This is a genomic window from Parashewanella sp. 2304DJ23-3 (assembly GCF_056591695.1).
This window is the reverse complement of sequence record NZ_JBWQOH010000013.1, coordinates 82,792-106,153: the sequence shown is the minus strand read 5'-3', so window position 1 is coordinate 106,153 and position 23,362 is coordinate 82,792. Positions and strand designations below refer to the sequence as shown.

Annotated in this window: 12 protein-coding genes; 9 read left to right on the top strand and 3 right to left on the bottom strand. The window is 40.8% G+C overall.

What is annotated here, in order from left to right; genetic code table 11:
- Positions 1–4 precede the first annotated feature (4 nt).
- The 6 genes from AC1EU2_RS17710 to AC1EU2_RS17685 all read left to right on the top strand — a co-directional run bounded on the left by AC1EU2_RS17710 (position 5) and on the right by AC1EU2_RS17685 (position 12,674).
- The gene (locus AC1EU2_RS17710; protein WP_480299605.1) at positions 5–3,151 is read left to right on the top strand and encodes an efflux RND transporter permease subunit; all 3,147 of its coding nucleotides are present in this window, start codon (positions 5–7) and stop codon (positions 3,149–3,151) included.
- A 12-nt stretch (positions 3,152–3,163) separates the two neighbouring features.
- The gene (locus tag AC1EU2_RS17705) at positions 3,164–3,841 is read left to right on the top strand and encodes a response regulator transcription factor (RefSeq protein WP_480299604.1); all 678 of its coding nucleotides are present in this window, start codon (positions 3,164–3,166) and stop codon (positions 3,839–3,841) included.
- Positions 3,842–3,844: 3 nt separating this feature from the next.
- The gene (locus tag AC1EU2_RS17700; RefSeq protein WP_480299603.1) at positions 3,845–5,125 is read left to right on the top strand and encodes a sensor histidine kinase; all 1,281 of its coding nucleotides are present in this window, start codon (positions 3,845–3,847) and stop codon (positions 5,123–5,125) included.
- Positions 5,126–5,167: 42 nt separating this feature from the next.
- Complete coding sequence (locus AC1EU2_RS17695; protein ID WP_480299602.1) at positions 5,168–5,461, top strand: DUF6482 family protein; 294 nt, start codon at positions 5,168–5,170, stop codon at positions 5,459–5,461.
- A 58-nt stretch (positions 5,462–5,519) separates the two neighbouring features.
- Positions 5,520–5,774, top strand: coding sequence for a DUF3081 family protein (locus tag AC1EU2_RS17690; protein WP_480299601.1), 255 nt, complete (start codon positions 5,520–5,522; stop codon positions 5,772–5,774).
- A gap of 213 nt (positions 5,775–5,987) precedes the next feature.
- On the top strand, positions 5,988–12,674 hold the full coding sequence (locus AC1EU2_RS17685) for a hypothetical protein (protein ID WP_480299600.1): 6,687 nt from the start codon (positions 5,988–5,990) through the stop codon (positions 12,672–12,674).
- Between the two features lie 47 nt (positions 12,675–12,721).
- Here the strand turns inward: AC1EU2_RS17685 and AC1EU2_RS17680 are convergent, their stop codons facing one another.
- On the bottom strand, positions 12,722–13,951 hold the full coding sequence (locus AC1EU2_RS17680; RefSeq protein WP_480299599.1) for an aminotransferase class I/II-fold pyridoxal phosphate-dependent enzyme: 1,230 nt from the start codon (positions 13,949–13,951) through the stop codon (positions 12,722–12,724).
- Positions 13,948–14,727, bottom strand: a complete 780-nt coding sequence (locus tag AC1EU2_RS17675; RefSeq protein WP_480299598.1) for an SDR family NAD(P)-dependent oxidoreductase — start codon at positions 14,725–14,727, stop codon at positions 13,948–13,950. Before AC1EU2_RS17675 ends, AC1EU2_RS17680 begins: the two co-directional genes overlap by 4 nt.
- 160 nt (positions 14,728–14,887) lie before the next feature.
- Here AC1EU2_RS17675 and rlmF point away from each other — a divergent pair, with 160 nt between their 5' ends.
- Together rlmF and AC1EU2_RS17665 are read left to right on the top strand one after the other, a co-directional pair.
- The gene (rlmF, locus tag AC1EU2_RS17670) at positions 14,888–15,856 is read left to right on the top strand and encodes a 23S rRNA (adenine(1618)-N(6))-methyltransferase RlmF (RefSeq protein WP_480299597.1); all 969 of its coding nucleotides are present in this window, start codon (positions 14,888–14,890) and stop codon (positions 15,854–15,856) included.
- Positions 15,857–15,952: 96 nt separating this feature from the next.
- Entirely contained in the window at positions 15,953–18,118 is a 2,166-nt protein-coding gene (locus AC1EU2_RS17665; RefSeq protein ID WP_480299596.1) for a hypothetical protein, read from the top strand.
- Positions 18,119–18,379: 261 nt separating this feature from the next.
- Here AC1EU2_RS17665 and AC1EU2_RS17660 read toward each other — a convergent pair whose 3' ends face one another.
- Positions 18,380–20,053 carry an amidohydrolase gene (locus tag AC1EU2_RS17660; protein WP_480299595.1) on the bottom strand — a complete coding sequence of 558 codons (1,674 nt, stop codon included), beginning with the start codon at positions 20,051–20,053 and terminating at the stop codon, positions 18,380–18,382.
- A gap of 224 nt (positions 20,054–20,277) precedes the next feature.
- Between AC1EU2_RS17660 and AC1EU2_RS17655 the strand changes: the two genes are divergently transcribed.
- Positions 20,278–23,361 (top strand): hypothetical protein, encoded by a 3,084-nt coding sequence (locus tag AC1EU2_RS17655; RefSeq protein ID WP_480299594.1) that lies wholly within the window; start codon positions 20,278–20,280, stop codon positions 23,359–23,361.
- The last annotated feature ends 1 nt before the right edge of the window (position 23,362 follow it).

The window sequence follows — 23,362 nt, the reverse complement described above, 5'->3', positions numbered from 1 at the left end:
GAGTATGAAACCAGCACATGAACAACGTGGCGTCATCGCTTGGTTTGCTTCTAACCCTGTAGCGGCTAATTTGTTGATGATCAGTGTCATCTTATTGGGTGTTTTTTCTTTAAGTAATTTGCGCAAAGAAGCGTTCCCTGCTCGAGAGTCTGACACGGTTACCGTGAAGATGACCTACAACAGTGGCGATGCGAGTCTGTCCGAGGAAGGCATTGCAGTAAAAATTGAAGAGGCAGTGTCATCGGTTCAAGGCGTTAAACGTATTACTTCAACATCAACGTCCAGTGGCACTACGGTCAGTATTGAAAAGCAAAGTGGCTATGACTTAGATATCCTCCTGCGTGATGTGAAAAACAAAGTGGATGGCATATACAGTTTTCCGGCCGATGCCGAAAAACCGGTTGTCGAAAAACAGCAGCGATTAAATCACGCCTACTCGTTAAAATTGTATGGCGATACTGATAGGCATACATTGCAGTTGTTGGCAGAGCGGATTAAAGCAGATTTGTTGGCTAAACCGGGGATCAGCAATATTACCCTTACCGGTAAACAAGAGCCGTTGCTGTCGATTGAGATTAATGAAGAGAAATTGCAAGCGTTTGGTTTGACCTTAAGTGATGTCGCCACTGCGATTAACAATGAGTCGAACGTGGCGCTATCAACCAGCTTACGAAATGCCAGTAAGACCATTATTCTAAAAGCGTCAGAGCAAGCGCATTACCAGCAAGAGTTTGCTGAAATACCGTTAAAAACGACAGCTCAAGGCGCCATCATCCGCATTGGTGATGTCGCAAAAGTTGAACGCACCTTTTCAGACCAAAATCTTGCACTGACTCGTTTTAATGGTGAGCAAGGAATTGGCATTGAAATGCAAGTTGATGAAACTGGAGATGTCATTAGCATTGTCCGTCAAGCGGATAAAGTGGTTAAGGCATGGCAACAACCGGGAAAGCTGCCACAGAATGTCACCTTAGGTACGTGGGATGATGGCAGCTTGATGATTAAAGACAGGTTATCACTGCTGATCAAAAATGCATTATCGGGGATTGCGCTGGTATTCCTGATGTTAGCGTTATTCTTGAATTTGCGAGTCGCCTTATGGGTCACCGCAGGGTTACCGTTTATTTTCACGGGTACCTTATTTTTCATGAGTGATGGCGTGTTGGGCATGACCATTAATGAGATGACCACTTTTGGTTTCATTTTGGCACTGGGTATTGTGGTCGATGATGCCATTGTGGTGGGCGAGAGTATTTACGATACACGTCGCAAAGAAGGCGATAGCCTTGCAAGCACCATCAAAGGCACATTAAAGGTCGCTACGCCTACGATTTTTGGGGTGTTAACGACCGTTGTGACCTTTTTTGCTTTGAGTAATATCGAAGGCGGTATGGGCCATGTCTACTCTCAGTTTGCAGTAGTGGTAGCGATTTGTCTTGGCTTATCGATTGTGGAATCAAAACTGATTTTGCCTTCACATTTAGCTCACATTAATACTCGTAAGAATGAGAAACCTGGGCGGTTTAGTTGGGCACGATTACAGCAAGGGTGTGATGCGGGATTAACATGGGTCAACCGCAAACTGTATGTACCGTTAATTCAAACGGCAATTCAATTTCGTTATGCGGCCGTACTCATTTTTATTGCGATATTCATAACCGTGATCAATATGCCGTTCAATGGTGCTGTGCGTACGACGTTCTTCCCTCATATTCCAGGCAGTACGATTTATGCGGGCTTGAATATGCAAAATGATGCCAGTTTTGGTCAAACTCGTTCAAATCTCAGCGAGATAGAGCAAGCCGCAATTGAGGCTGATAAGCAATTAATCAAAGAAAAAGGCGATGACGAGTCTGGCATTGGTACGTTAGAAGTGATTGCCAGCAGTGATTTAGCGGGCAGTGTCAAAGTTGAGTTGAATGATGATGCGCCATATAGCGATCTTGAGTTCGAACATAAATGGAAGCAATTAGCGGGATCGCTGGAAGGTGTGCGTAAGCTCGATATCCGTTCTGGTTGGGGCGGTGGTGATAACTTTAGAGTTAACCTGAAGGCGTGGGATAACAAAGCGTTAATCTCAGCGGGTAAAGAGTTTCGCCAAGCATTATCGGAAATCAAAGGTGTTAATGGTATCGATGACAATTTTAACTCAGGCCAATCACAGCTTAAGTTTGAACTCACAGAGCAAGGTTATGCCTTAGGCATGACAACAGCCAGCTTATCACGTCAATTATTACAAGCGTTTGGCGGTGAAATTGTTCAGCGTTATCAGCTGGGCAAAGATGAAGTGAAAGTGCGTGTGCGATACCCGTTAGCGTCTCGTCAAAATGTGGAAGACGTGATGCAGGCTCGAGTTCGCACGCCAAATGGTTCCATTGTCCCGTTATCTGTTGTGGCAAATGTGACAGCGGGTTATCAGCAAAATTCAATCACCCGTATCGACAGTTTGCCCGCAATTTACGTCACGGCTACGGCCGATAAAAGCGTGATCTCTCCCAATGAGCTGGTGGCTAAACTAAAAGCGGAATTAGTACCAACGTTGACGGCCAAGTATCCTGACTTAAACATCCACTTCGCGGGTGAAGCTGAGCAGCAAGAAGAAACCACCAACTCAATGACTAAGTTGTTCATTCTTGCGATGTTAGCGATTTATATTCTATTGGCTGTACCATTGAAATCGTACATTCAGCCGATTATTGTGATGACAGCGATTCCGTTTGGTTTGGTGGGGGCAATACTGGGTCATTGGTGGAATGACATGAGTCTGAGTATTTTGTCTTTTAACGGCATCGTGGCATTAAGTGGCGTCGTGGTAAATGACAGCTTGTTATTGGTGACACGGATCAATGAATTACGATCGCAAGGTATGCAACTTAAGGAAGCGGTGTTTGAGTCGTGTACTGGCCGTTTACGTCCTGTTTTGCTGACATCATTAACCACCTTTGCAGGCTTGCTGCCATTATTGAGCGAAACATCCGGACAGGCGCAATTTATTATCCCAGCCGCTGCTTCGTTAGGTTATGGTATTTTGTTTGCTACAGTGATCACCTTAGTGTTGATCCCATCGTTGATCATCATTCAACAAGACGTCGCAAAATTGCTGTCATCGTTGGTTGGGCGTGTTAAGCCTGCAGAACCCGCACAAGTTTAAGAGGTAGAGGTAATGGCACATGTATTGGTTGTGGAAGATGCTAAAGATTTAGCGGCGACAATCATTGATTATATGGAGTTTGAAGGCCACCAATGTGACTATGCGTCCAATGGTCTTCAAGCGTGTGAATTGATCGAAGCCAACCGCTACCAAGTGATCATTTTAGACATTAACTTGCCCAAAATGGACGGTTTTAGCGTATGCCAGCGCATTCGAAATAACGGCATCGACACACCAGTGCTGATGCTGACGGCGCGAGATACATTAGATGATAAATTACTTGGGTTTCAGTCGGGTACGGATGATTACTTAGTCAAACCGTTTGAACTTGAAGAATTACAGGTACGAGTCTTGTCGCTGGCTGGACGTCGCAGCGGCCAAGTGACTAAGTTAACCTTGGGTGAATTGACGCTGGATTTATCGAATAAACGCTGTGAAATTCGTAACCAAAAAATCAAGCTGACGCCAGTGGCGTTTAAGTTATTTGAAGCGCTCGTGCGGGCATCACCAGAGCCGGTTTCACATCAAGACTTAGTGAAAGCAATTTGGGGTGACGAGCTTAAAGATCCCAACAGCTTAAGAGTGCATGTGTTTAATTTAAGAAAATCATTCGAGCCTTACGCTCAAGAGAGCTTGATTCATACTGTGCCGGGTTTTGGTTTTGCAGCGTTTACTGAAAATAAGAGGTAAAACATGGTAAAGAATATGACTCTGAAGCGCTATTTACTTTGGTCTATGGGCGTTCTAGCTTCGGGAGTTGTATTACTTTTGTCTTACCAAAGCGCTCAAGGTTTTCTATATGGTTTTGATGCTGTACACCATCGCACAATGCGTTATGTGGCATTGAGTGATCACCCAGCTTCAAACGAAGTGCTGGAAGATGCACTTAAATATAAAATTACAACCCGCTACGAGCAGTTACCCGATCAAATGAAACAACGGTTCCCGCAACCCATACAAGACGATAAGTTTTACAAGAAGTTTGAAGATTGGTGGTACTTTGCACCGCCGAAAAGAATATACCTCTTACTGGCACACACCGGTTCTAATGGAAATCGAAAGTTTGTTTATTTGATGGTGGATAACCCAAAAACGGCCGCACAAGGGGAAGATGAGCGGCGATTTTACCATGACCCTATGGCGCAAATCGCTTTACTCGGATTGATTTCGATTGTTATTTTTTTAGTGTTAGCCATTTGGATCATGAAGAAAGTTGCGAGACCTTTTGAGTCTTTGCATACTTGGGCGAGAAGATTAACCTTAAATAATTTACCATCGGCGTCACCAGAATTTAAGTTTAGTGAGCTCACCAATTTAGCTCAAATTATTCATCACAGTTTTTCTGAAGCCAGTGATAGTCTTAAGCGAGAACAATCGTTTTTAAAGTACGCCAGTCATGAGCTTCGAACCCCGATTGCGACCTTACGGGGTAACCTCGAACTCTTGAATAAAGTCAGCCCTGAGATGAATGAGCGCGAAGAAATCATTCGCAGCCGAATGGGAAGAGCTGTATCGGCGATGAAAGGGATCACTGAAACCTTATTATGGCTCAGTCGTGAGAGTGAGCAATTGATCCCTCAGCAACACGTCGATATGGCAGAATTGGTTGATGAAGTTTGTGCTGAGCTTGGATACTTGCTGGTGGATAAACCTGTAAAGTTAACCATCAACACACAGCCTTTCACCCTTGAGCTTCCAGCCGATGCGTTAAGAATCTTATTACAAAACCTGATTCGGAATGCTTACCAACATTGTAATGAGGGGATGATTGAAATTACCCAATCGCAATCAGACATAACCATTCGAAATACGCTTTGTGACGATGGAGAGTCTAATGATGTCAGCTTCGGTCTAGGGCTTAAGTTGTCCAAGCAAATTGTGGAGCGATTTAATTGGCGATTAAACTCTTGCCATATTGATGGTATGCATGAGGTCAATCTAACTCTTAATTCAAAAAATGATCTAATAAAATAGATAACACGTATGCATGGATGTTAACCACCAAAGGAGCCCGCCATGTTAAAAGGAATTACTGAGCAGAGTTTGCAAGCGAGAAGGTTAGTTCCGGCGATAATTTGTACCGCCGATTGCTATCACTACTTGGTTGGAGCGAAAGACGAAACAGGTATGTTTTACAATGTGTTTTCTGAGGATGCGAAGAGGCCATTGTTCCGTACCTCACTCGATCAAGCTAAAAAGGCTCTCAGAGAGCAAGGCATGAAAAAAGTGTTAATTGAAATGCAAACACCATACGATGAAATGGTCGGGCTGCAAGAATCAAATACGGTTGTGACACTTGAGACATTGTAATTTGATTTAAATTAAGGGTATGTTTCTACATACCCATACAATCTTTTAGGTGGACATCGTGGAAAATCAAATTGATGTTAAGCATTGCCTCAATGTATTCAATTTAGTCCGTACTCACGGAGAAAAACTCCAAAGCACATATTCTTTTAAAGGGTTTAAAGCCTGGACTGATTTTGATGGTTACACCTGCTATCTACAATATGGCAATGCAACGCTAACATTGCTTTTTCACGGTAAATATCACTTCGATTATCCTTCACATCATGATTTTGATTTATTTATTAAAAAAGCCAGTCAGCTTGTTAGTCATTAATTACTAGTAAAAAACGATCAACGTTTAGGTCGTTGATTTAGCAGTATGTGTTGAATGTTGCCAATTTGTTACTTAAAATAATGCGTTGAACATAAAACACTTGGATGTGACAGTCACTATTAAGGAAGCTACTGATGTCCTTTCTTTTTATCTTAGGAATAAACTCCTAGTTCATCCTGCCCAAATTTTAAAATAATAAAGGGATTTTACGGAATGAATCGCTTCTTTTCTTTCAAAGCTGTTCTCATACTGTTGTCTTTCTTCATGTTAACGGCCTGCGGTGGCGGCGGTGGAGATAGTAAGCCTAAGCCAGAGCCTGCACCTGTAGTGGAAACGGATACTGATGGTGATGGAATACCTGACTCCTCTGACACCGATGATGATAATGATGGCGTCGCGGATAGTGATGATGCATTTCCATTGGATTCATCAGAATCAGTGGATACTGATGGCGACGGTATCGGAAACAATGCCGATGAAGATGATGATGGAGACGGCGTCGCAGACAGTGATGATGCATTTCCACTCGACGCTTCTGAATCTGTTGATACGGATGGTGACGGTATCGGAAATAATACCGATGACGATGACGATAATGATGGAGTCGTAGACAGCGATGATGCGTTTCCACTTGATGATTCTGAATCAGTTGATACTGACGGCGATGGAATTGGTAACAATGCCGATGAAGATGACGATGGAGATGGTGTTAATGATGACGAAGACTTATTCCCGTTAGATCCGACTGAAACGGCTGATAATGATAACGATGGAGTGGGTAATAACGCAGATTTTTATCCTGAAAATGCTATTTGTTATCTAGAAACAGATGGTAACGGTCAAGATTGTTATTTTACCGTATTTAAGCAAGACACAGCCGAATCACAGTTGATTCGAACCAACCAGAATTCACTCTTAATTTTTTCTCCATTGCAAAGAAAGTTATTGTCCTATGATGCTTCAACGGCTCACTTTTCTGAAATTGTGTCTACTGAAGGCGAAAATGAAATCGTAGATGCAGTTTACTCTGAGTCGCAGCAACGCACTTACTATGCATATAAAGATTTAAATGAAATTCGCTATGTTGATGCTCAAGGAGTCGATCACTTATTTAAAACGTTAGACTCGAACATCACACGTTTAGTGACTCAAAAAAATAACCTACTGGTGCATGACGACTATCGCTTATATCGATATTCAGCATCTGGTGAAGATTTAGGAATGTTCTATTTCTCTGGGGATATCGATCACTATGCTTGGGATTCTAATGAAGATGTTTTGTATATCTCTTTTGAGTCTTATAACCAAAGCCACGTTTACAAGTTGAATTTTGACTTTGAGAATAATAACTTGAATGTTGACTATGGTGAGAATTCAGAAACGAGTTCTTCGCCAATCATTTTATTAGAAAATGGTTTAATGTTAGCAAATGAAAGATTAAGAGCTCAAGCAAGCTTAACACCTGTCTCAGATGACGAAGTTGCTATTTCTAATTATATTGACTCTGAAAATAATGAATTAATTACCTTAAAGTATAATGCTGGAAATACGGAGTTATCTCGCTGGAACTCAGAGCATCAAATTATTGAAAGAAAAACAGTAGATGGTGCACCGGTTGCCATACTTAAAGCAGAAAGCCACTACTTAGTGATCACCAATGCTATTGATTCATTCCAGCTTACTCAATATGAGCTTTTAACTGATGTTGATGGTGACGGAATAGAAAATAATGCAGATAATTTCCCAAATGATATTGCAGCATCCGTTGACTCTGATGGTGATGGCTATCCAGATGCGTGGAATGACGGATACACAGAAACAGACTCTACTTCACAATTAACCCTTGATGCTTTCCCTCAAGATTATGTTTGTTGGAGTGCTGAACATGCAGCTACAGACAGCTCTTGTGATTTCACCGCGACTATGACGGCTTATCTGCCAGAAATGACTTTTGCAGATAGTGATGGGGTTATCTATTTATATTCAAACTTAAACGGAGTCGTTCATCGATGGTCTTCAGTGTCTGAAGAATATATCGCTCCTGTTAAAGTCGGAATGGGCTATTTTGATGTTGATATTAATCCACTTGCCGTAGAAGTATCTTCGAATCACGGGCGCTTATATTTAGGTTATAGCACCGGTGAAATTAACTATCTGCCAACGGATTCCCCTTCTGGAGATGAGCAATTTTTCGTTCAGCTTTCACAATCTGTTGGGAAAATGGCCAATGCTGGAAACTTTGTTGTTGTAAAAGAAGGCAACAATTACAGCCAAAATATGCAAATTGTTGATAGAAACGGGGCAATTGCAGCGACGGAAAGCAATCATCGTTACTTTGAATATAGTGTCTGGGATCAAGTGAGTAATCATTTGTATTATCGAGGAGGTTCAGACAGACCAAGGTATATTCAAATCGATCAAACCAACGGCGCTATTAATGACAGTGGGAGCATGGACAACGCCTATAACCATGAATACAGAGGTGACCTTCGTTTATCTGTAAACGCTCAAAAGTTGCTTGTTGGAAGTGGCATGGTTTATGAGTTAGATGATTACAATATTTCTCAAGAATATGCCGATATTATTGACGGCTTTTGGTTAAGTGAGGGAGAGATAAACTTACTTTCTCAGGAGCAAGATTCAGTAATGTTGAGGCGTTTAGATGCTCTGAATAGACCCCTTGAACAAATCAGTTTTTCGGGTACTTATGTTAATTTCGTCAAAGCAGGAGAACAGCCTGTAATTATCAGTCGAATTGATGATCAAGTTGTTTTCAATAAATATGTCGTCAATAACGATAGTGATGGGGATGGTGTTACAAATATTGAAGATGCTTTTCCAAATGATCCTGCAGCATCAATAGATAGTGATAATGATGGTTATCCTGATGAATGGAATGATGGTTTTACAGAGGAAGATTCAACTTCAGGATTAACTCTTGATGCATTCATTAATGATTCAGCCTGTTGGTTAGCCAGTCATGATGATGGAACAGGACAATGTGATTTTGCAGCTTCAGTGCCTGAGTTTACGCCAGATTTAAGTTTTGGTGATGATGCCGGTATTGTGTATTTATTGAGTCGAGAAAATGGTCGACTTTATCGATGGTCAACTGTAACTCAGAACTATATTAACCCTATTGTTTTGGGCAGCGTTTATGGTTCAGAAGATTTATCGCCTGTAACGGCTTATTTTTCGAGTGCGCATCAGCGAATCTATTTATCTTACGAATCAGGCATGCTCACTCATGTACCAATGGGTGAGACCACGGAGCAGTTTTTTGCTTTAAGAAGCCAAGCAGCCTCGCATCTACTTGATGCCGGAGAGCTTGTCGTTGTCGTTGAAGGTCAGACGTTTAACTTGCTTAATCAGCAAGGTGAGCAGCTCAGTGTTTGGAACGGTTTCACTCCAAGAGAAGTTGTTTGGAATGCTATAAACAATCGACTGTTCTATCTCCAAGATTACGATTATTCGAGATACATTCAATATTTGGATATTGATCTTGATACTGCAACCTTTACTGATTCAGGTAGCTCAAATTATATCGATGGTGATGATGGAATCACTGGGCCAATTAACGTTGTCAATAATGGTCAAGAAGTTGTGCTTGGAATGGGGATAGTTCTGGACGTCAATCGATTGCAACCATTGGGTCAAATCGAAGCATTTACAGAAATAGCTTGGTTAGAAAACAATGAATTGCTCCAATTTAATGCGTCTGTTTCAGATGGCACTTTTTCACTGGAGCGCCGTCGTGAAGACCGTAAATTAATTGAGCAGCGACAATTCACAGGAGAGTTGCTTGATTTAGTTTCGACTCATGAGCATCAAATTTTAGTCAGTCAACATGATGGCCAATTAACGCTAGAAATACTGAATTTTAGTGACGACTCTGATGGAGATGCGGTGAATAACGCATTAGATGCATTTCCGTTAGACAGTTCAGCTTCGATAGATACGGATAATGACGGCTACCCTGATGCGTGGAATGTCGGTGCAAGTGAAGAAGATTCTACATCTGAGTTAATGCTTGATGCATTCATCAATGACTCAGCGTGTTGGTTATCTGAGCACAGCAATGGAAGTGGTGGATGTGATTATGCTGCAACTATGCCGATTTTCACGCCGAACACTGTCACTATCAATACCGATGATCAAGTTTATTTGTTTGATCAAGAGGGTGGCAAAATATACCGTTGGTCTTCAGAGCTAGAAGCTTATTTATCGCCTTTGAATGTCAACTTAACCAAGTGGTTTGGTGATTTCCTACCTGAACATTTTGCTTATTCTAAGCAACAGCAACGAGTGTATCTTGGTTATGCCTCTGGAGAAATTACTTACATCGAGCAAGACTCATTTGATGAGAACCATACATTTGCTGATTTTGGCTATGCGGTCACAGGGCTCGGACAGGCAGGAAACTATTTATTTGCTACAACAAATGCTAGTTACAATAATGAAGCTAAAACCCTAGATAACAATGGGCAGGTCGTGAGTTCTGCTTACTATAGTAGCTCTTCAGTTTTCTTTGAATGGGACGAGAGTAGTAATCGCTTATATTATTATGATTATCTTAGTGAAGGCAGCGTCAAATATTTTGAAATATCGCAAGATGATGGTGAAATTACTTCAAATTATACCTCTCCATATCAATTGTCATCAGCATTAACTGGTGCGATTCGTATTTCAGATGATGGTCGTTCAGTGTTATTTGCAAGCGGGACAATATTAGATCAAGAAGGTTTAAACTGGAAATCATCAGTCGGTGCCTTTGTTGCCGGTGATTTCTTATCGTCAGGCGATGTTGTTGGTTTAAGTGCGAATACAGATAATTTCACCCTTCATCGATACGCAAATCAAAATGGTCAAATTGTTGAGTCGGTCAATTATACAGGAGAACCTTTAGCCTTCTTGCGAGGAGAAAGTGTTAACGTCGTTGTAAATCAGCAACAAGGTGGATTTGGTTTTGAGTTCTATGAGCCAAACGATGATTTAGATAATGATGGCGTTTCAAATATTGAAGATGCTTTCCCGACCGATCCTGCTGCTTCTGTAGATGATGATCGTGATGGTTACCCTGATGCTTGGAATGACGGCTATAGCGCTGAGGATTCAACAACAGGGCTAACGTTAGATGCATTTACTGAAGATGTCGGATGCTGGTTAGCAACTCATGCAACTGAAGGCGGTTTATGTAACTACAGTGCGACAATTCCTGCTTATATTCCGGATGCTTTTGATATTTCGGAATATGGGATGATTTATGCCTTAAGTTCTGAAAACAATCGCATTTATCGATGGAGTACGAGAGGAACACTGGGCCATTGGGATCCTATTGTTGCTCAATTAGCGACATATAATGGATTGGAATCACCAATTACGCTCGCAGTTTCAAACGAACACCAAAGACTCTACCTTGGCTATGCGACAGGGGATGTTACATATATCGATTTAAATACATTGGGCGTTTCTGGTAACCAAGAAGAAGTTCATTTTGCTAAACATCAATTTGCGGTAAACAGTTTAGTCTCAACGGGTAATCATTTGGTGGTTCACGCAGGACAGACGGGTCATAATAATTTAATCATTTATGGTTCGGATGCTTCTGTAAAAGATACTCGTTCGAACTTTAGTATGGCTGAGAGCCCTTCTTGGGATGCGTTTGGAAACCGTTTGTATTATTTGCGAGAAGGTAGTAATCAAAGTTACATCAGACACTTAGGTATCAATGAAACAACCGGGAATATTGATTACACTGGGAATTCTAATTACCTAACAAACTCTTTAGAAAGCCCGATTTCGGTTGCAGGCGTCGTAGGTAAGGTGATGGTTGGCTCAGGCGAAGTCTTTGATATTGAGACCCGATCGCTAGAAACAACGACTGAGAACCAATATCAGTTCTTATCAACGACTAATATTGATTTCATTAACGTAAGGGAAAATGACAGTATTTGGCGACTTGAGTTGTTAAATTCTGATACGTTTGATGTTGACTACTCAGAAGTACTTGATAGTCCTGTTTTAGGGGTTCTTGAGAACTTGAGTGAAACAACAATCGTCCATCGTAATGGTAATGATGTCAGCTATCGTACACTCAACTTATATGACAATGATGGCGATAGAATACCGTATTGGTGGGAGGCTAAGTATGGATTATCAGATGAAGATGCTTCTGATGCTGCCCTCGATAATGATGGTGACCAATTAACCAACTTGGAAGAGTTCTTTGCATCAACAAACCCATTGATGGTGGATACAGATGAAGATGGGCTTAATGATTATGTTGAAATCAATACTCATCAAACAAGTCCTGTTGTGTTTGATACCGACAAAGATGGATTATCTGATGGCGATGAAGTGAATATTCATGGAACTGAACCACTACAACTTGATACCGATGATGATGGCTTCAGTGATGGAGATGAAATCAATAAATACGATACTGATCCGTTAGACATTAACTCTACACCAACACCGCTAACGACTTTTTCAGATTCTTTTGAAGACGATACACTATCTGCTTTTTGGAAGTTAGATGTTGAATCTGATGCTCCATGGTCCGTGAATGATAATTTTGCATCAGATGGAAGCAAAAGCATTCGTTCCGGAGATATTGAAGACTCGCAAATAAGCATCATTCGGTTTGAAGGTCTGCTTGAAGCGGGTACCTTCGGTTTTGATACTTTAGTTTCTGCTGAAAGTTGTTGCGATGTGTTGGATGTTTATATCAACGGGGATAGAGCACTTTCAGCGAGTGATACCAGTAACCTTTGGGAATCGCATTCTATTAGTGTTGAAGCGGGTGAAAATATCATTGAGTTTAGGTACAGAAAAGATGGCAGTGCTTCTAATGGAGAAGATGCTGTGTTTATTGATAACGTTTCATTTTCAAGTAACTAGTTAAGCGCCGTTGTCGTGACTAAAACGCAGTGCAATTACACTGCGTTTTAGTTTTTAGAGGCAAATATATCAAACCGCCTGAGCATTTCATTGACAGTTGGAATGTCCTTAGCAAAACAAATCCGCTGCCTCCCTACTTGATCCGAGTAGTAATCATGCCCACAAGAAAAGTTGATCTTAGATTCTTGAAAAAGTCTTAGATTGAAGGCTTGCTCTTTTTCTAATGAGTCTAAATGAAATCTTTTGCTGAAATCAGCCCATAAAAAAATCCCTGCTTTTGCAGGAAAGAACTCAATGCCTTGTTGATGCATAGCGTGAGTGATTCGCTGTTGAGTTTCCGCTAGTCGTTGATTATTGACTTCAATAAATTGCTGACACCAAGGTAAATCTTGTAACAAGTAGCTGGTGCAGGTTTGAGCAATGGAGCTGACGGAATGGAAAAAAGCAAAAGCCGTCATAGCTTGATTTACAGTAGGATTTTTTGAATGAAAACAACCGAGCTTAAACCCTGAGAGACAAAGATCTTTTGCTATGCCATAGACCATATGAATATGTTCACGATGATCGAGGTGATCAAAGCGTTCATCGAGAAAGCTGATGTACTGACCTTCGGCGTATACCGAGTTTGCATATACTTCATCACTGATGATCGCCAAATCATACTTTTTAGCCAGTTGAATAACTTGTGATATTTCTGACTCATTCATTAAGTAACCAGTAGGATTATGAGGGTGATTAATGAGTAATGCTTTGAGGTTACGACTGTGTTGGATATCCCATTCAAAAGTTTCAAGGTTGATCCCCTGAGCGGTCAGACAATTACTGACGTCTAGGTTTACATCAAATGTAGGGCCAATATCTTTAAAAAAACCACTGTAAGCGGGGACCATCGTGAGCATCGAATCTTGTGGTTCCAACAAGATATGGCTAAGCATATGTAGGATGGTGCCTGCACCAGTACTCAGCGTCAATTGGTTGATGTCCTCTACAATGACATTGTTAAACTTAGCTAAGTAGGCCTTGAGTGCTTCTCGTAACTCTTCAATACCTTGAACGCTTGTGTAGTGTTTGGAAATTGTGTTGGCTTGTTCACTGTGACGCCATTCAGCCAGCTTTTGTTGGATCTTAGCATCCATTAAATAGTTTTCAGCTGTTCCAAAATTGAGATACCCATTAGGGCTGGAATGTGGCTGATATGGGTCACGCATACATTGAAAATGGTGGTTTATAACATTTGAAGGTTCTGAGAGTAGATATTTTGCTCGGTTCGCTATCACGTTATATTTTCCCTCTTGGAGACCAGTTCTGGTGCAACACCTAATCCCATGGAAGCGTCGATTATAGCGCCATGAAGAAGTTGCGATTGTTCACTGGCTAAGAATAAACACAAATTGGCAATTTCCGAGGGTTCAATGAGACGTTTTTTAGCGAGATTTGAAATAAATTGTGCTCTTTCTTCATAAGAGAGAGAAGCCAATGTTGAAGCATTGAACATATCAGTATTGGTCGCTCCAGGGCAAATAGCAAAAATATCGATATTAGAATGGACATGCTCACTGGCTAGCTGCTTCGTCATGAACGTGAGCGCTGCTTTGCTCATTCCATCGGCCAAACGAAAAGACGGAAAATGAGTGATTCCGCCTCCCACTGAGGCAATGTTGATGATTTTTCCACCATGTTCAAGCATGAATGGAATAAGGTCTTGGCAGAGCCAAAGAGGGCCAAGTGCGTTTACATGGAGTAACGCTTGGTCTTGTTCAAACGGATTTTTACTGACTTGCTCAACAGTTTTGCTGCCCAACCCTGCATTATTTATAAGGACATCAATGCGGCGGTTAAGCTGGCCTATCAGTTGTTCGTGAGAGTGTTTATTCCCCTGAAACAGTTGATGAAACTCGAGGCACTCAGAGCCGTATTCGGCCAGCAGCTTTTGTGCGACTTCTTGTTTACGGTAGTAAGTGCCCACCACATAATAACCCTTACTTAAGAAGAGTTTTAAGGTTGATAGACCGATGCCACGAGTAGCACCTGTAATAAGTAGTGTTTTTTTCATATAAGGAGTTATATCAGGTTCATTTGACCTCAGTAATCAATGTTAAGAAGGTTTAATCGTTACCGTGACTGTATAAGAAAGCACAAAGGCTGATAACGGGCATTATCATTGAGATTTTTATATAATCCCCTTCAGACCAGCCATAAATCAAAATTAATCAATGTCTCAGAAACATCCTAAAAAAAGTAATGAGAGAAAAAAATTACACCCAAGAAACCGACATAACCAAGGGTATGATTTTGCAATGTTAGTGGCTTGCTGCCCCAAACTAAAAGCTGAACTGATCACAACGCCAGCAGGCACTGAGTCCATTAATTTTTCTAACCCTAAGTCTGTGTTGCTACTCAATGAAGCGTTATTAAAATCAGAGTATGGTGTGCAATATTGGCAATTAGCGGAAAACTTTCTATGCCCACCTATCCCTGGGCGAGTTGATTATGTGCATTATTTGGCTGACTTACTGGCTGCAACTTATCAAACGAAAGTCAAAAAGCTGGGTGAAAGAAAAGTTCGTGGATTAGACATTGGTTGCGGCGCCAGTCTAATTTATCCTTTACTTGGGCATAAGACCTACGGTTGGCAGTTTGTTGGTTGCGATGTCAATTTGCCCTCAGTAAAAGCGTCACAGCTGTTGGTGGAGGCTAATAAATTATCTGCACATATTGATGTTAGACATCAACCTAACAATAGGCACTTTTTTAAACACATCATCAAAGAGGATGAATTTTACGACTTCACCATGTGTAATCCCCCTTTTCATAAAAGCGCCGCTGAAGCTGAAATTGGCAGTAAACGTAAATTAGATAACTTAGCGAGCAATCAGCGTAAGAGGAGAGGAAGCCAGGCTGATTGCAGCCAAAAGCTAAACTTCTCTGGTCAAAGCAATGAACTTTGGTGTGATGGAGGAGAGTCAGCGTTTATTAGAAATATGATTGAGGAAAGCAAAGCGTTCGGCAAACAATGCTACTGGTTTACTTCATTAGTAGCCAAGAAAGAGAACCTTTCTGCAATTAAGAAAGCGCTGAAGAGTGTAAATGTGGCAGATCATAAAATCATTAATATGACTCAAGGGCAGAAAATCACGAGGGTAGTTTGCTGGACATTTCAAACCCATGAAAGCGCTTTATGATGTTAAACATCTTTAACTAAGGAATCATTTCCCCTTAAGTTTATCTCGCTATTTTTATTATAAAATACTCCTAAAGAAGTCAGTTTCGAGGTAATCATGAGTTGTTCATTAAGGCCAAGTTTTGCTTGCTCAGCTTTTCAGGAACCAAGTGCTATTCATGACCCTAGGAATACAGCAATACAACAAGCGTTTTCTTCCGAAAAGCAAGCCATAGCTGTTAAAAATGCATTAACCCCTTATTTGCCTATCGGAGGCGTCGACGGCAAAGTTGCAAGAAATTATGTTGGCTACTTATTTAATCCTTTAGTTGATCTTGAACAATCTGTTCTGACAATAGATTGTATCATCGGTAAACTTCCTCTAAGTGTCCGAGCTGAAGATGTAAAATTCAGTATTAATTATGAATCCGACCCATCCTGTCTAGAAACTGGAAAGTGTAATGTTCTTATCTCATTAGAATTGAGTAATGGTAAAGCTTATGAGGTAAAGCAGTTTAAAGGTGTACCTGAAGAGCAAGCTGAGCAATTAAGCGATAAATTGGAGCTCTGTTACCTAAAAAGCCGTGAATCCGTTGGACAGAGAACAATGGATAGTGGTGTTTTTATGGAGAGTGCTTCAGAAGCAGGTTCAATGCCTTCAACTCGGCAACATACCCAAAGAGTGAGCGTCCTACCAATAGAAACACGTTCGGTTGGGGCGGAAAATAAAAGCACAATGACTTTACAGAGCTTTCAGGCAAAAGATATGGCTCATAAGCAATGGCAGATGCAACAAGAAAAAAATACTCAGGAAAAAGGAGTCTGCAGTCAACAGGACATTGAAAAATTTGAATTAGATGAAAGCTTGCTACCAACCCCAAAGTCTTTACCTGAAAACCCTGCTGATGCTCATATAAGTTATCGCAAAAATATGCGTTTCGCTAGAAATGAGCAGAAGTATGTTACTCGAGGTGGCCATATTCTGGTTGACCCAGTGAGGCCACAATTGACGGAATGTTTAAGTCGAAATCCTAAGCTTCGTAATCCTATAGAGACCTACCTTTCGAAAGCTGACTTGATGCATTTAATGCGGAGTGATTGTAATCATGCCCCAAGGTTTGCAGAGCTGTTTGAAGGTTTGTGCAGCGATAATGGTGATAGTATCTCTCAAACAGGGAAATATCATTGTATAAGAGAGCTTCCTACACTGTCTGGGGTAGAATTTATAGAAGAAGTGGTGAAAGATGAAGCTGGTAGAGAGTATGTGAAGCACTCGATTAGTTTACATCGCTTTAAATATGTTTTGAATATTGTTCCTTGTGCGTTACAAGAGTCGGAAGCTCCAAAGCTTGATGACTCATTCCTCTCAAAATATGCTGAGCGTTCAAGTAGCAAAGCGCAAGCACAGGCAAGAACTCTCTTGCAGCAGATGCAAACATGGGAAAAAGCCGATACTGCTAATGCAATAGTAAAATACCATCAAAAAAGAACTGTTGCTCCTGAATATCAAGACAAAATACGATTCAGTAAACATTACCCAGAGACACCGTTTCAGGCAATTTACAAGACAGAAGGAGGGTTGTATTTAGTGATTGAAGATAGTGATGCTGAAATACCAACTCCTACATTTGAACTGTCTAGATATAGAGGAGAGTTTATCGATAATTTTTGTGAGAAAGATAATCAGTCAATGTGGATGTATGAACTTAACAAATACTCAGATCTTAGGGTTGCTCAATACAGACTAGATTGTATTAAGAGAAGTGCGATTAAACCTGAATATAGAGATCGTGTAATCATCACAGATACGCCTCCAGTAAAAGACTGTTTAGCAGTATATAAAACTTCAGTAGGGCTTTACCTGACAGTGCTGAATAAGGGTGGGAGTACTACTTCTACAAAACCTGAGTTCGGACAACAAGCTTGGGTAGATAAAGCCATCCGTGAGATGGACTACCCTTTATTAGAGCATAGCTCTGAGGATATTCGTAAGCGTTATTGCAAGCCTGAGAATGAACCAACTGTAGAAGTCTTAGACGCAGGTTTGAAAGAGATTGATGAATGTAAAACAGTTAGATTAGGTAATAAAAAATTAGCAGAAATTAAGTCGAGTATTTTTAAAGATGAATATCAGGAGAATGTTAAACTGACTAAGAGTATACCCGAAGGCAATCTTCAAAGAGCTTACAAGACTTCAGGTGGTTTATATTTGGTATTTAAGACTCGAGTCGATGATGAAAAATATACTCAGTTAACAAACAGCATTCTATCAAAGTATGATTGAGATGAAGCGTTTCCTTTGAAGGCAAAAGAGTATTTCTACGTTGAATTTGTCTAATGCAGTAAACTTGAGGGGAAGCAGGAGTGATGATAACTCAATAAAAAAACGAACTGCAAAGTGCAGTTCGTAAAAACAGGGACAACGATGAAACAAGTAAAAGGAAATTCGTAATGCTTTGGTCATCACGAATGTTTACTCTAGACACCAACCGAAATGGATTGCATGATGCTTAACTAAATTGACCGTGAGTCATTCTGTTTTATTTCACCGTTCAAATACTTTTTTCCCATCAACCCAAGTTTGCAATACTTTGGTTTGCCAAATATCGGCTTGTGGTACTTCAAAAATATCTCTATCGATAATAATTAAATCTGCTTTCATGCCAGGCTTTAATTGGCCGAGCTGTGCTTCTTTATGTGAAGCAAAAGCATTGTTGACCGTAAAACTTGCAAGTGCTTCGGTTATAGTCATTTTTTCTTGTGGATACCAACCTTTAGGTGGTTGATTTTGGTGATCTTGGCGAGAAACAGATGAATATAACCCGTAAAATGGATTAGCTGATTCAATTGGAAAGTCTGAGCCCGCAGCAATGATAGCTCCAGCGTTGATGAGCTTTCTCCAAGCGTAAGCGCCTTTGATTCGTTTTGAGCCAAGTCGATCTTCTGCCATGTTTTTGTCTGATGTGGCGTGAGTTGCCTGCATAGATGCTATGACGCCAAGCTGGTTAAAGCGAGGTATATCGCTTAGTTGTAAAACTTGGGCATGTTCAACTCGATGTCGTAAGGCTTTGCTGTCGGTTTTGGGAATCAAGTTTTCATAGTAATCTAATACTAACTGGTTGGCCTTATCGCCAATCGCATGAGTATTTACTTGGAACCCTGAGGACATTGCATGTTCGATGATATTTTTGAGTTCACTGTCTTTATAAAGTAATAATCCTTTATGACCGTGTTTATCGCTGTAATCCTCAATTAATGCCGCTCCGCGGCTGCCTAGTGCGCCATCGGATAAAATTTTAATACTGGCAATATCGAGTTTGCCTGAGGGATGATGATAAGGGCCTTGTGCCATGAGTTGATCAAATTTGCGGTCACCTGTTGCTATCATGGCGTAAATACGGATTGGAATTTCGTTATTATTTGCCAATGCCTTATAAACATTAAGAGTGTCGCTGCTTACACCCGCATCGTGAACTCCTGTTAAACCGAGCTTCGCTAATGTTAGCATTGATTTTTTAAGGATAATTTTCTTTTCTTCAGCACTTAACTCTGGAATATGCTTGGTCACTAAAGCTTGTGCATTATCAATAAAAACGCCCGTTGGTTCCCCGTTTTTATCACGAATAATTTCACCACCTTCGGGTGATACTGTGTCTTTAGTAATGCCAGCAATTTTTAAGGCAGTAGAATTCGCCCAAGCTGCATGCCCATCGACGCGTCGAAGCCATACTGGCGTATTCGGAAAGGCTTTGTCTAAAGAAGCTTTTGTTGGAAATGCATTACTATTCCACAGTACTTGGTTCCAGCCACGACCTTGAATCCAAGCAAGGCTTGGGTTTTCTTTACGAAATGAAACGGCTTTTTCAACGGCGGCTTGTTCTGATGATACACCGCGGAGATTGATGCGGCTGAGGTTTAGCCCGTAACCCAGTACGTGTCCATGCGCATCTATTAAGCCTGGTAAAACGGTTTTTCCCTGACCATCTATAACCTTAGCTTTGCTATTAGTTGTGCAGGGGAAATCAACGCATAGTTTATCTACTTTGTCATGAGTAAATTGAATGGCATTGAACTTTACCAGTTGGCCATTGTTGATGGTATAACCGTTGATATTTTTAATTAATGTTGTCGCACAAGCAGTTGCGGTGCCTAAACTTAATAGTAAACAACTGATTGTTGGAATTAGGTGATTTTTTGGTAATACGCTTCTTATATTCATGAGATATTGAACAAATCCTTTTTTAATCAATTGTATTAAATTGAATATAACATTGTTCTTCTCTGTATCATTAACGTTATTTATGCATATATCGACAGGAAATGCTTGAGCTTACTCAGTTTTTTATTAATGAACATTAATTAAAATATCATTCTTCATTAACTCCAATAGCCCCAATAGTGGTTACACTTAAAAGTACTATACGCTAAAGGTTAAATTGACTAATGACTGTTGGAGGAGTAGCGCATTATATCGCTAGACAAGGCCCTGAAGAGGTTGCCGTTACCAGTGCAGATTATCAACAGTTTCAGCAAGGCGTTCTAGTGTGTGACTTTGCGTCTGATGCAGAGCATGCCGAATTTGTTAGAACTTCTCAACTCATTGACCGTTACTATCCCGATCGTGCATTTAAAAATGTGGCGATGAAATTTTTGCATCAATTAATTGTAAGCCGAACAAAAGATCAAGCCGAAAGAGCAATACAGGGGTTCAATCAATTAAAAGCGGTTGCTCCACTGAGTGCAGAAATAACGATGACGATTAAACGAAGGCAAGATTTTGATAGACATCAGGAAGAAGCATTTGTTGTTGATATTAAGCATTCAGACTGGCTTGCCCCATATACTATTGAGACAAAGAAGTATCATCCAAAGGCTATCAACCAACCAAGATCTGTATATCAAAGCTATTCACAGGCACAAATTAATGCCAGCATGGAAAGACGACAGGCTGCTTTGATTGACAAAGAGGTCGATGAGAAAAAAAAAGAACCCTTCATAGCAGCTGTTAAATCTCTTGCTAATCAGAGTGATGCTAAAAGCTTTATGCCATATCTTGCATATTTTAATTCTAGGCTTGATTTATCCGATATGCAGAGAGCTTGCAATAATTTACAAAATATTCTGCCAACAGATCTCCGACATTGTATTTATCTAGAGGAGACAGCAGATCCTTCTAATAAACATTATAAAGTTACTCGATTGGTTGTTAAATCCTTGAGTGGTCAAAAATTAACTTTTGGGGCAATCTATGAAGAAGTTAGGGAAGCGGAGAGCGATGTTAAGCCCGAGCATAAAATTGTAGAATGCTCGAGTGACGAGCTTGCACACGAGGCGTTTCTTTTTACTTCGCTCACAGAGCGTGAATTGAAAGATTTAATTAAATCATATAAACCCGTTCAAGACGAGACTGAAGCTGCACAGCTAATGATTAAGTTGGTCAACAAAGAAGAAGGTAGAAACAACGCAGTTCGGTTTTCGGTCGTTAAAGAGCGAAGCGCTCAAAAAGGCCAGCCAGACGATTTTATTTTGGAGTTTCAGGTCGATAATGAACACTTATTAAAATGTAAAGTTGGTCATGAATGTGTTTTTAAGATAGCCGAAGCTTATGATTACAGCACATATAGGAGCGGAGATATCTCACCTGAACTCGCTACTTTATTTCGTGACGAAGCGAATGGTTATGTTATGAATGTCGATCAGTTAATAGAGTTTGAAAAGGTTGAGCAAGGACTAAAGCAAAACAAATTTTTGGCAATGCTCATGAGTAAGATGGAGGATCCATGGGGTTGGCATATCAGTGTTCAAGAGTCCGTTCCTAAGCTTAAAATTGCAAAGCTCATTGGGAGTGAAGATGATGGATTACCCGTCACAAACACCAAAAAACAGGAGCAGAGGGTTTATCTGTTCAAGCTCAATAACGGTCGATATTTAACTTTTTCCACCGCAGGAATTGAATTCGAAAAGCAGCAAGTGGCTCAAGTCGTACTGCCAATTGGCCACAATGAAGTGCCAAGTTCTAGTGCGACAGCGTTAATGTGTAAAACAAAGTCAGGAAAGCCTAGTTATGGTGTTGCTTCTGCTTTTACGGGCGACCAAGAACGAAGCGATAAAGGTATCCATTCATATCAACGTGAAAATCAAAGTCATGGTTATCACTACCCTTCAAGGGAAGGGGGCACTGCATTATCAAGATATCTGCAACCAGAAGCCTCTTATAGAGAAGAGCCCCAACCTCGCTACGCTGAAAACCCTTCATGCACTCCTTCATTTCAAAATGAAAGTCGGAGCCATAATTACCATCAAGCCTTAAGGGGAAGTGTTGCTACTCAATCTGGGTATCCTCAAAGAAGAGACTCTCACAGGGATGATCACCAACCTCGTTACGCTGAAAATCCTTTAGGTACTCATTCAGTTCAAAGTGAAAGTCGGAGTTATGATCATCGTGATTCCCCGGGGAGAGGCATCACTCCACTGCCAATTTCTCCGAGGCCAAGAGACCCCTATAGTAGTGAGCCGCAACCTCGTTATGCTGGCAGTCATTCAATCGCTAGCGGAGTAAGAGCGGTTTCCAGAGCTAGTGAAATTCAATCTAATAGCGCTAAAAATTTACTATCGGATTTAGAAAAGACGGATTTAGAGATTAACCTTCTTATGGGCATGCTCAGGCTCTCAGATAGTGAATATGATTTGAATCAAGCAATGTCGAATTTTGGAGGCATCACACAGATCAACATAGAGAAAAATCATGATAACAATACAATATTGGTTAAAGTGAGAGACCCGCATACAAGTAAATTTCTAGTAGCAGAAGAAATTGAGTTAAATTTTGGACTCAAGGCTTTATCAACTTATCCTTCTGCCTCCCCCCCAACAGCAAGTAGACATGATGATCCTGAAAAAACATTGACAATGGGGCTGAATAAAAGCGACCGTACTCACAGTCAAAAAGGTGTTTGGCGTGAAGGTTATGGCAGCCATCAAGGAATGCCTTCACCTAGTAGAGATTTATATTTTACGCGAGAGCCTTCTGACCCAAGTCGACAACACGCGCATAAAATGCCTCCCGCAAGCGAAAGAGATGTTGTAAGTCGTCCCTCAGTAAGTCGGTCACCAATAAATCAAAGGGCACCTAAGTTAGTTCAAAGTGGGTATGGTTTTAGAAAGAATAACGCTTTCGGTCAGGCCTCTTTAGCTCTTCAGCTTCCGGCTCACGGCAACCCGCAAAAAAAAATAACTGAAGTGACTCTGTCTCAATCAGAGACTATAAGTTGGTTTGAAAAAATAAATTCTTTCAGTGGGGGAATGAGAAGTCGATTTGTCGATCTCTACACACAGGATGATGATACGGCAATCAAGCGTTTTAAGATTATCGCAATGTCGTACAAATCTGTTCTGGAGTTTAAAGCGAAAGATGTTGGTGACGGCTATGTTAAGTTAGGCTTCTATTATTCATCTCAAACGGGAGAGTCTACTTTCTATGTGATGAGAGAGGTTCAAGACTTGTACGGAAGTACACGAGATTTATAGC

Excerpts from the sequence above, each read along its gene's own strand:
- AC1EU2_RS17710 (WP_480299605.1), top strand. The coding sequence starts at position 5 with ATGAAACCAGCACATGAACAACGTGGCGTCATCGCTTGGTTTGCTTCT.
- AC1EU2_RS17705 (WP_480299604.1), top strand. The coding sequence starts at position 3,164 with ATGGCACATGTATTGGTTGTGGAAGATGCTAAAGATTTAGCGGCGACA.
- AC1EU2_RS17700 (WP_480299603.1), top strand. The coding sequence starts at position 3,845 with ATGGTAAAGAATATGACTCTGAAGCGCTATTTACTTTGGTCTATGGGC.
- AC1EU2_RS17695 (WP_480299602.1), top strand. The coding sequence starts at position 5,168 with ATGTTAAAAGGAATTACTGAGCAGAGTTTGCAAGCGAGAAGGTTAGTT.
- AC1EU2_RS17685 (WP_480299600.1), top strand. The coding sequence starts at position 5,988 with ATGAATCGCTTCTTTTCTTTCAAAGCTGTTCTCATACTGTTGTCTTTC.
- AC1EU2_RS17675 (WP_480299598.1), bottom strand. The coding sequence starts at position 14,727 with ATGAAAAAAACACTACTTATTACAGGTGCTACTCGTGGCATCGGTCTA.
- rlmF (WP_480299597.1), top strand. The coding sequence starts at position 14,888 with ATGTCTCAGAAACATCCTAAAAAAAGTAATGAGAGAAAAAAATTACAC.
- AC1EU2_RS17665 (WP_480299596.1), top strand. The coding sequence starts at position 15,953 with ATGAGTTGTTCATTAAGGCCAAGTTTTGCTTGCTCAGCTTTTCAGGAA.
- AC1EU2_RS17660 (WP_480299595.1), bottom strand. The coding sequence starts at position 20,053 with ATGAATATAAGAAGCGTATTACCAAAAAATCACCTAATTCCAACAATC.
- AC1EU2_RS17655 (WP_480299594.1), top strand. The coding sequence starts at position 20,278 with ATGACTGTTGGAGGAGTAGCGCATTATATCGCTAGACAAGGCCCTGAA.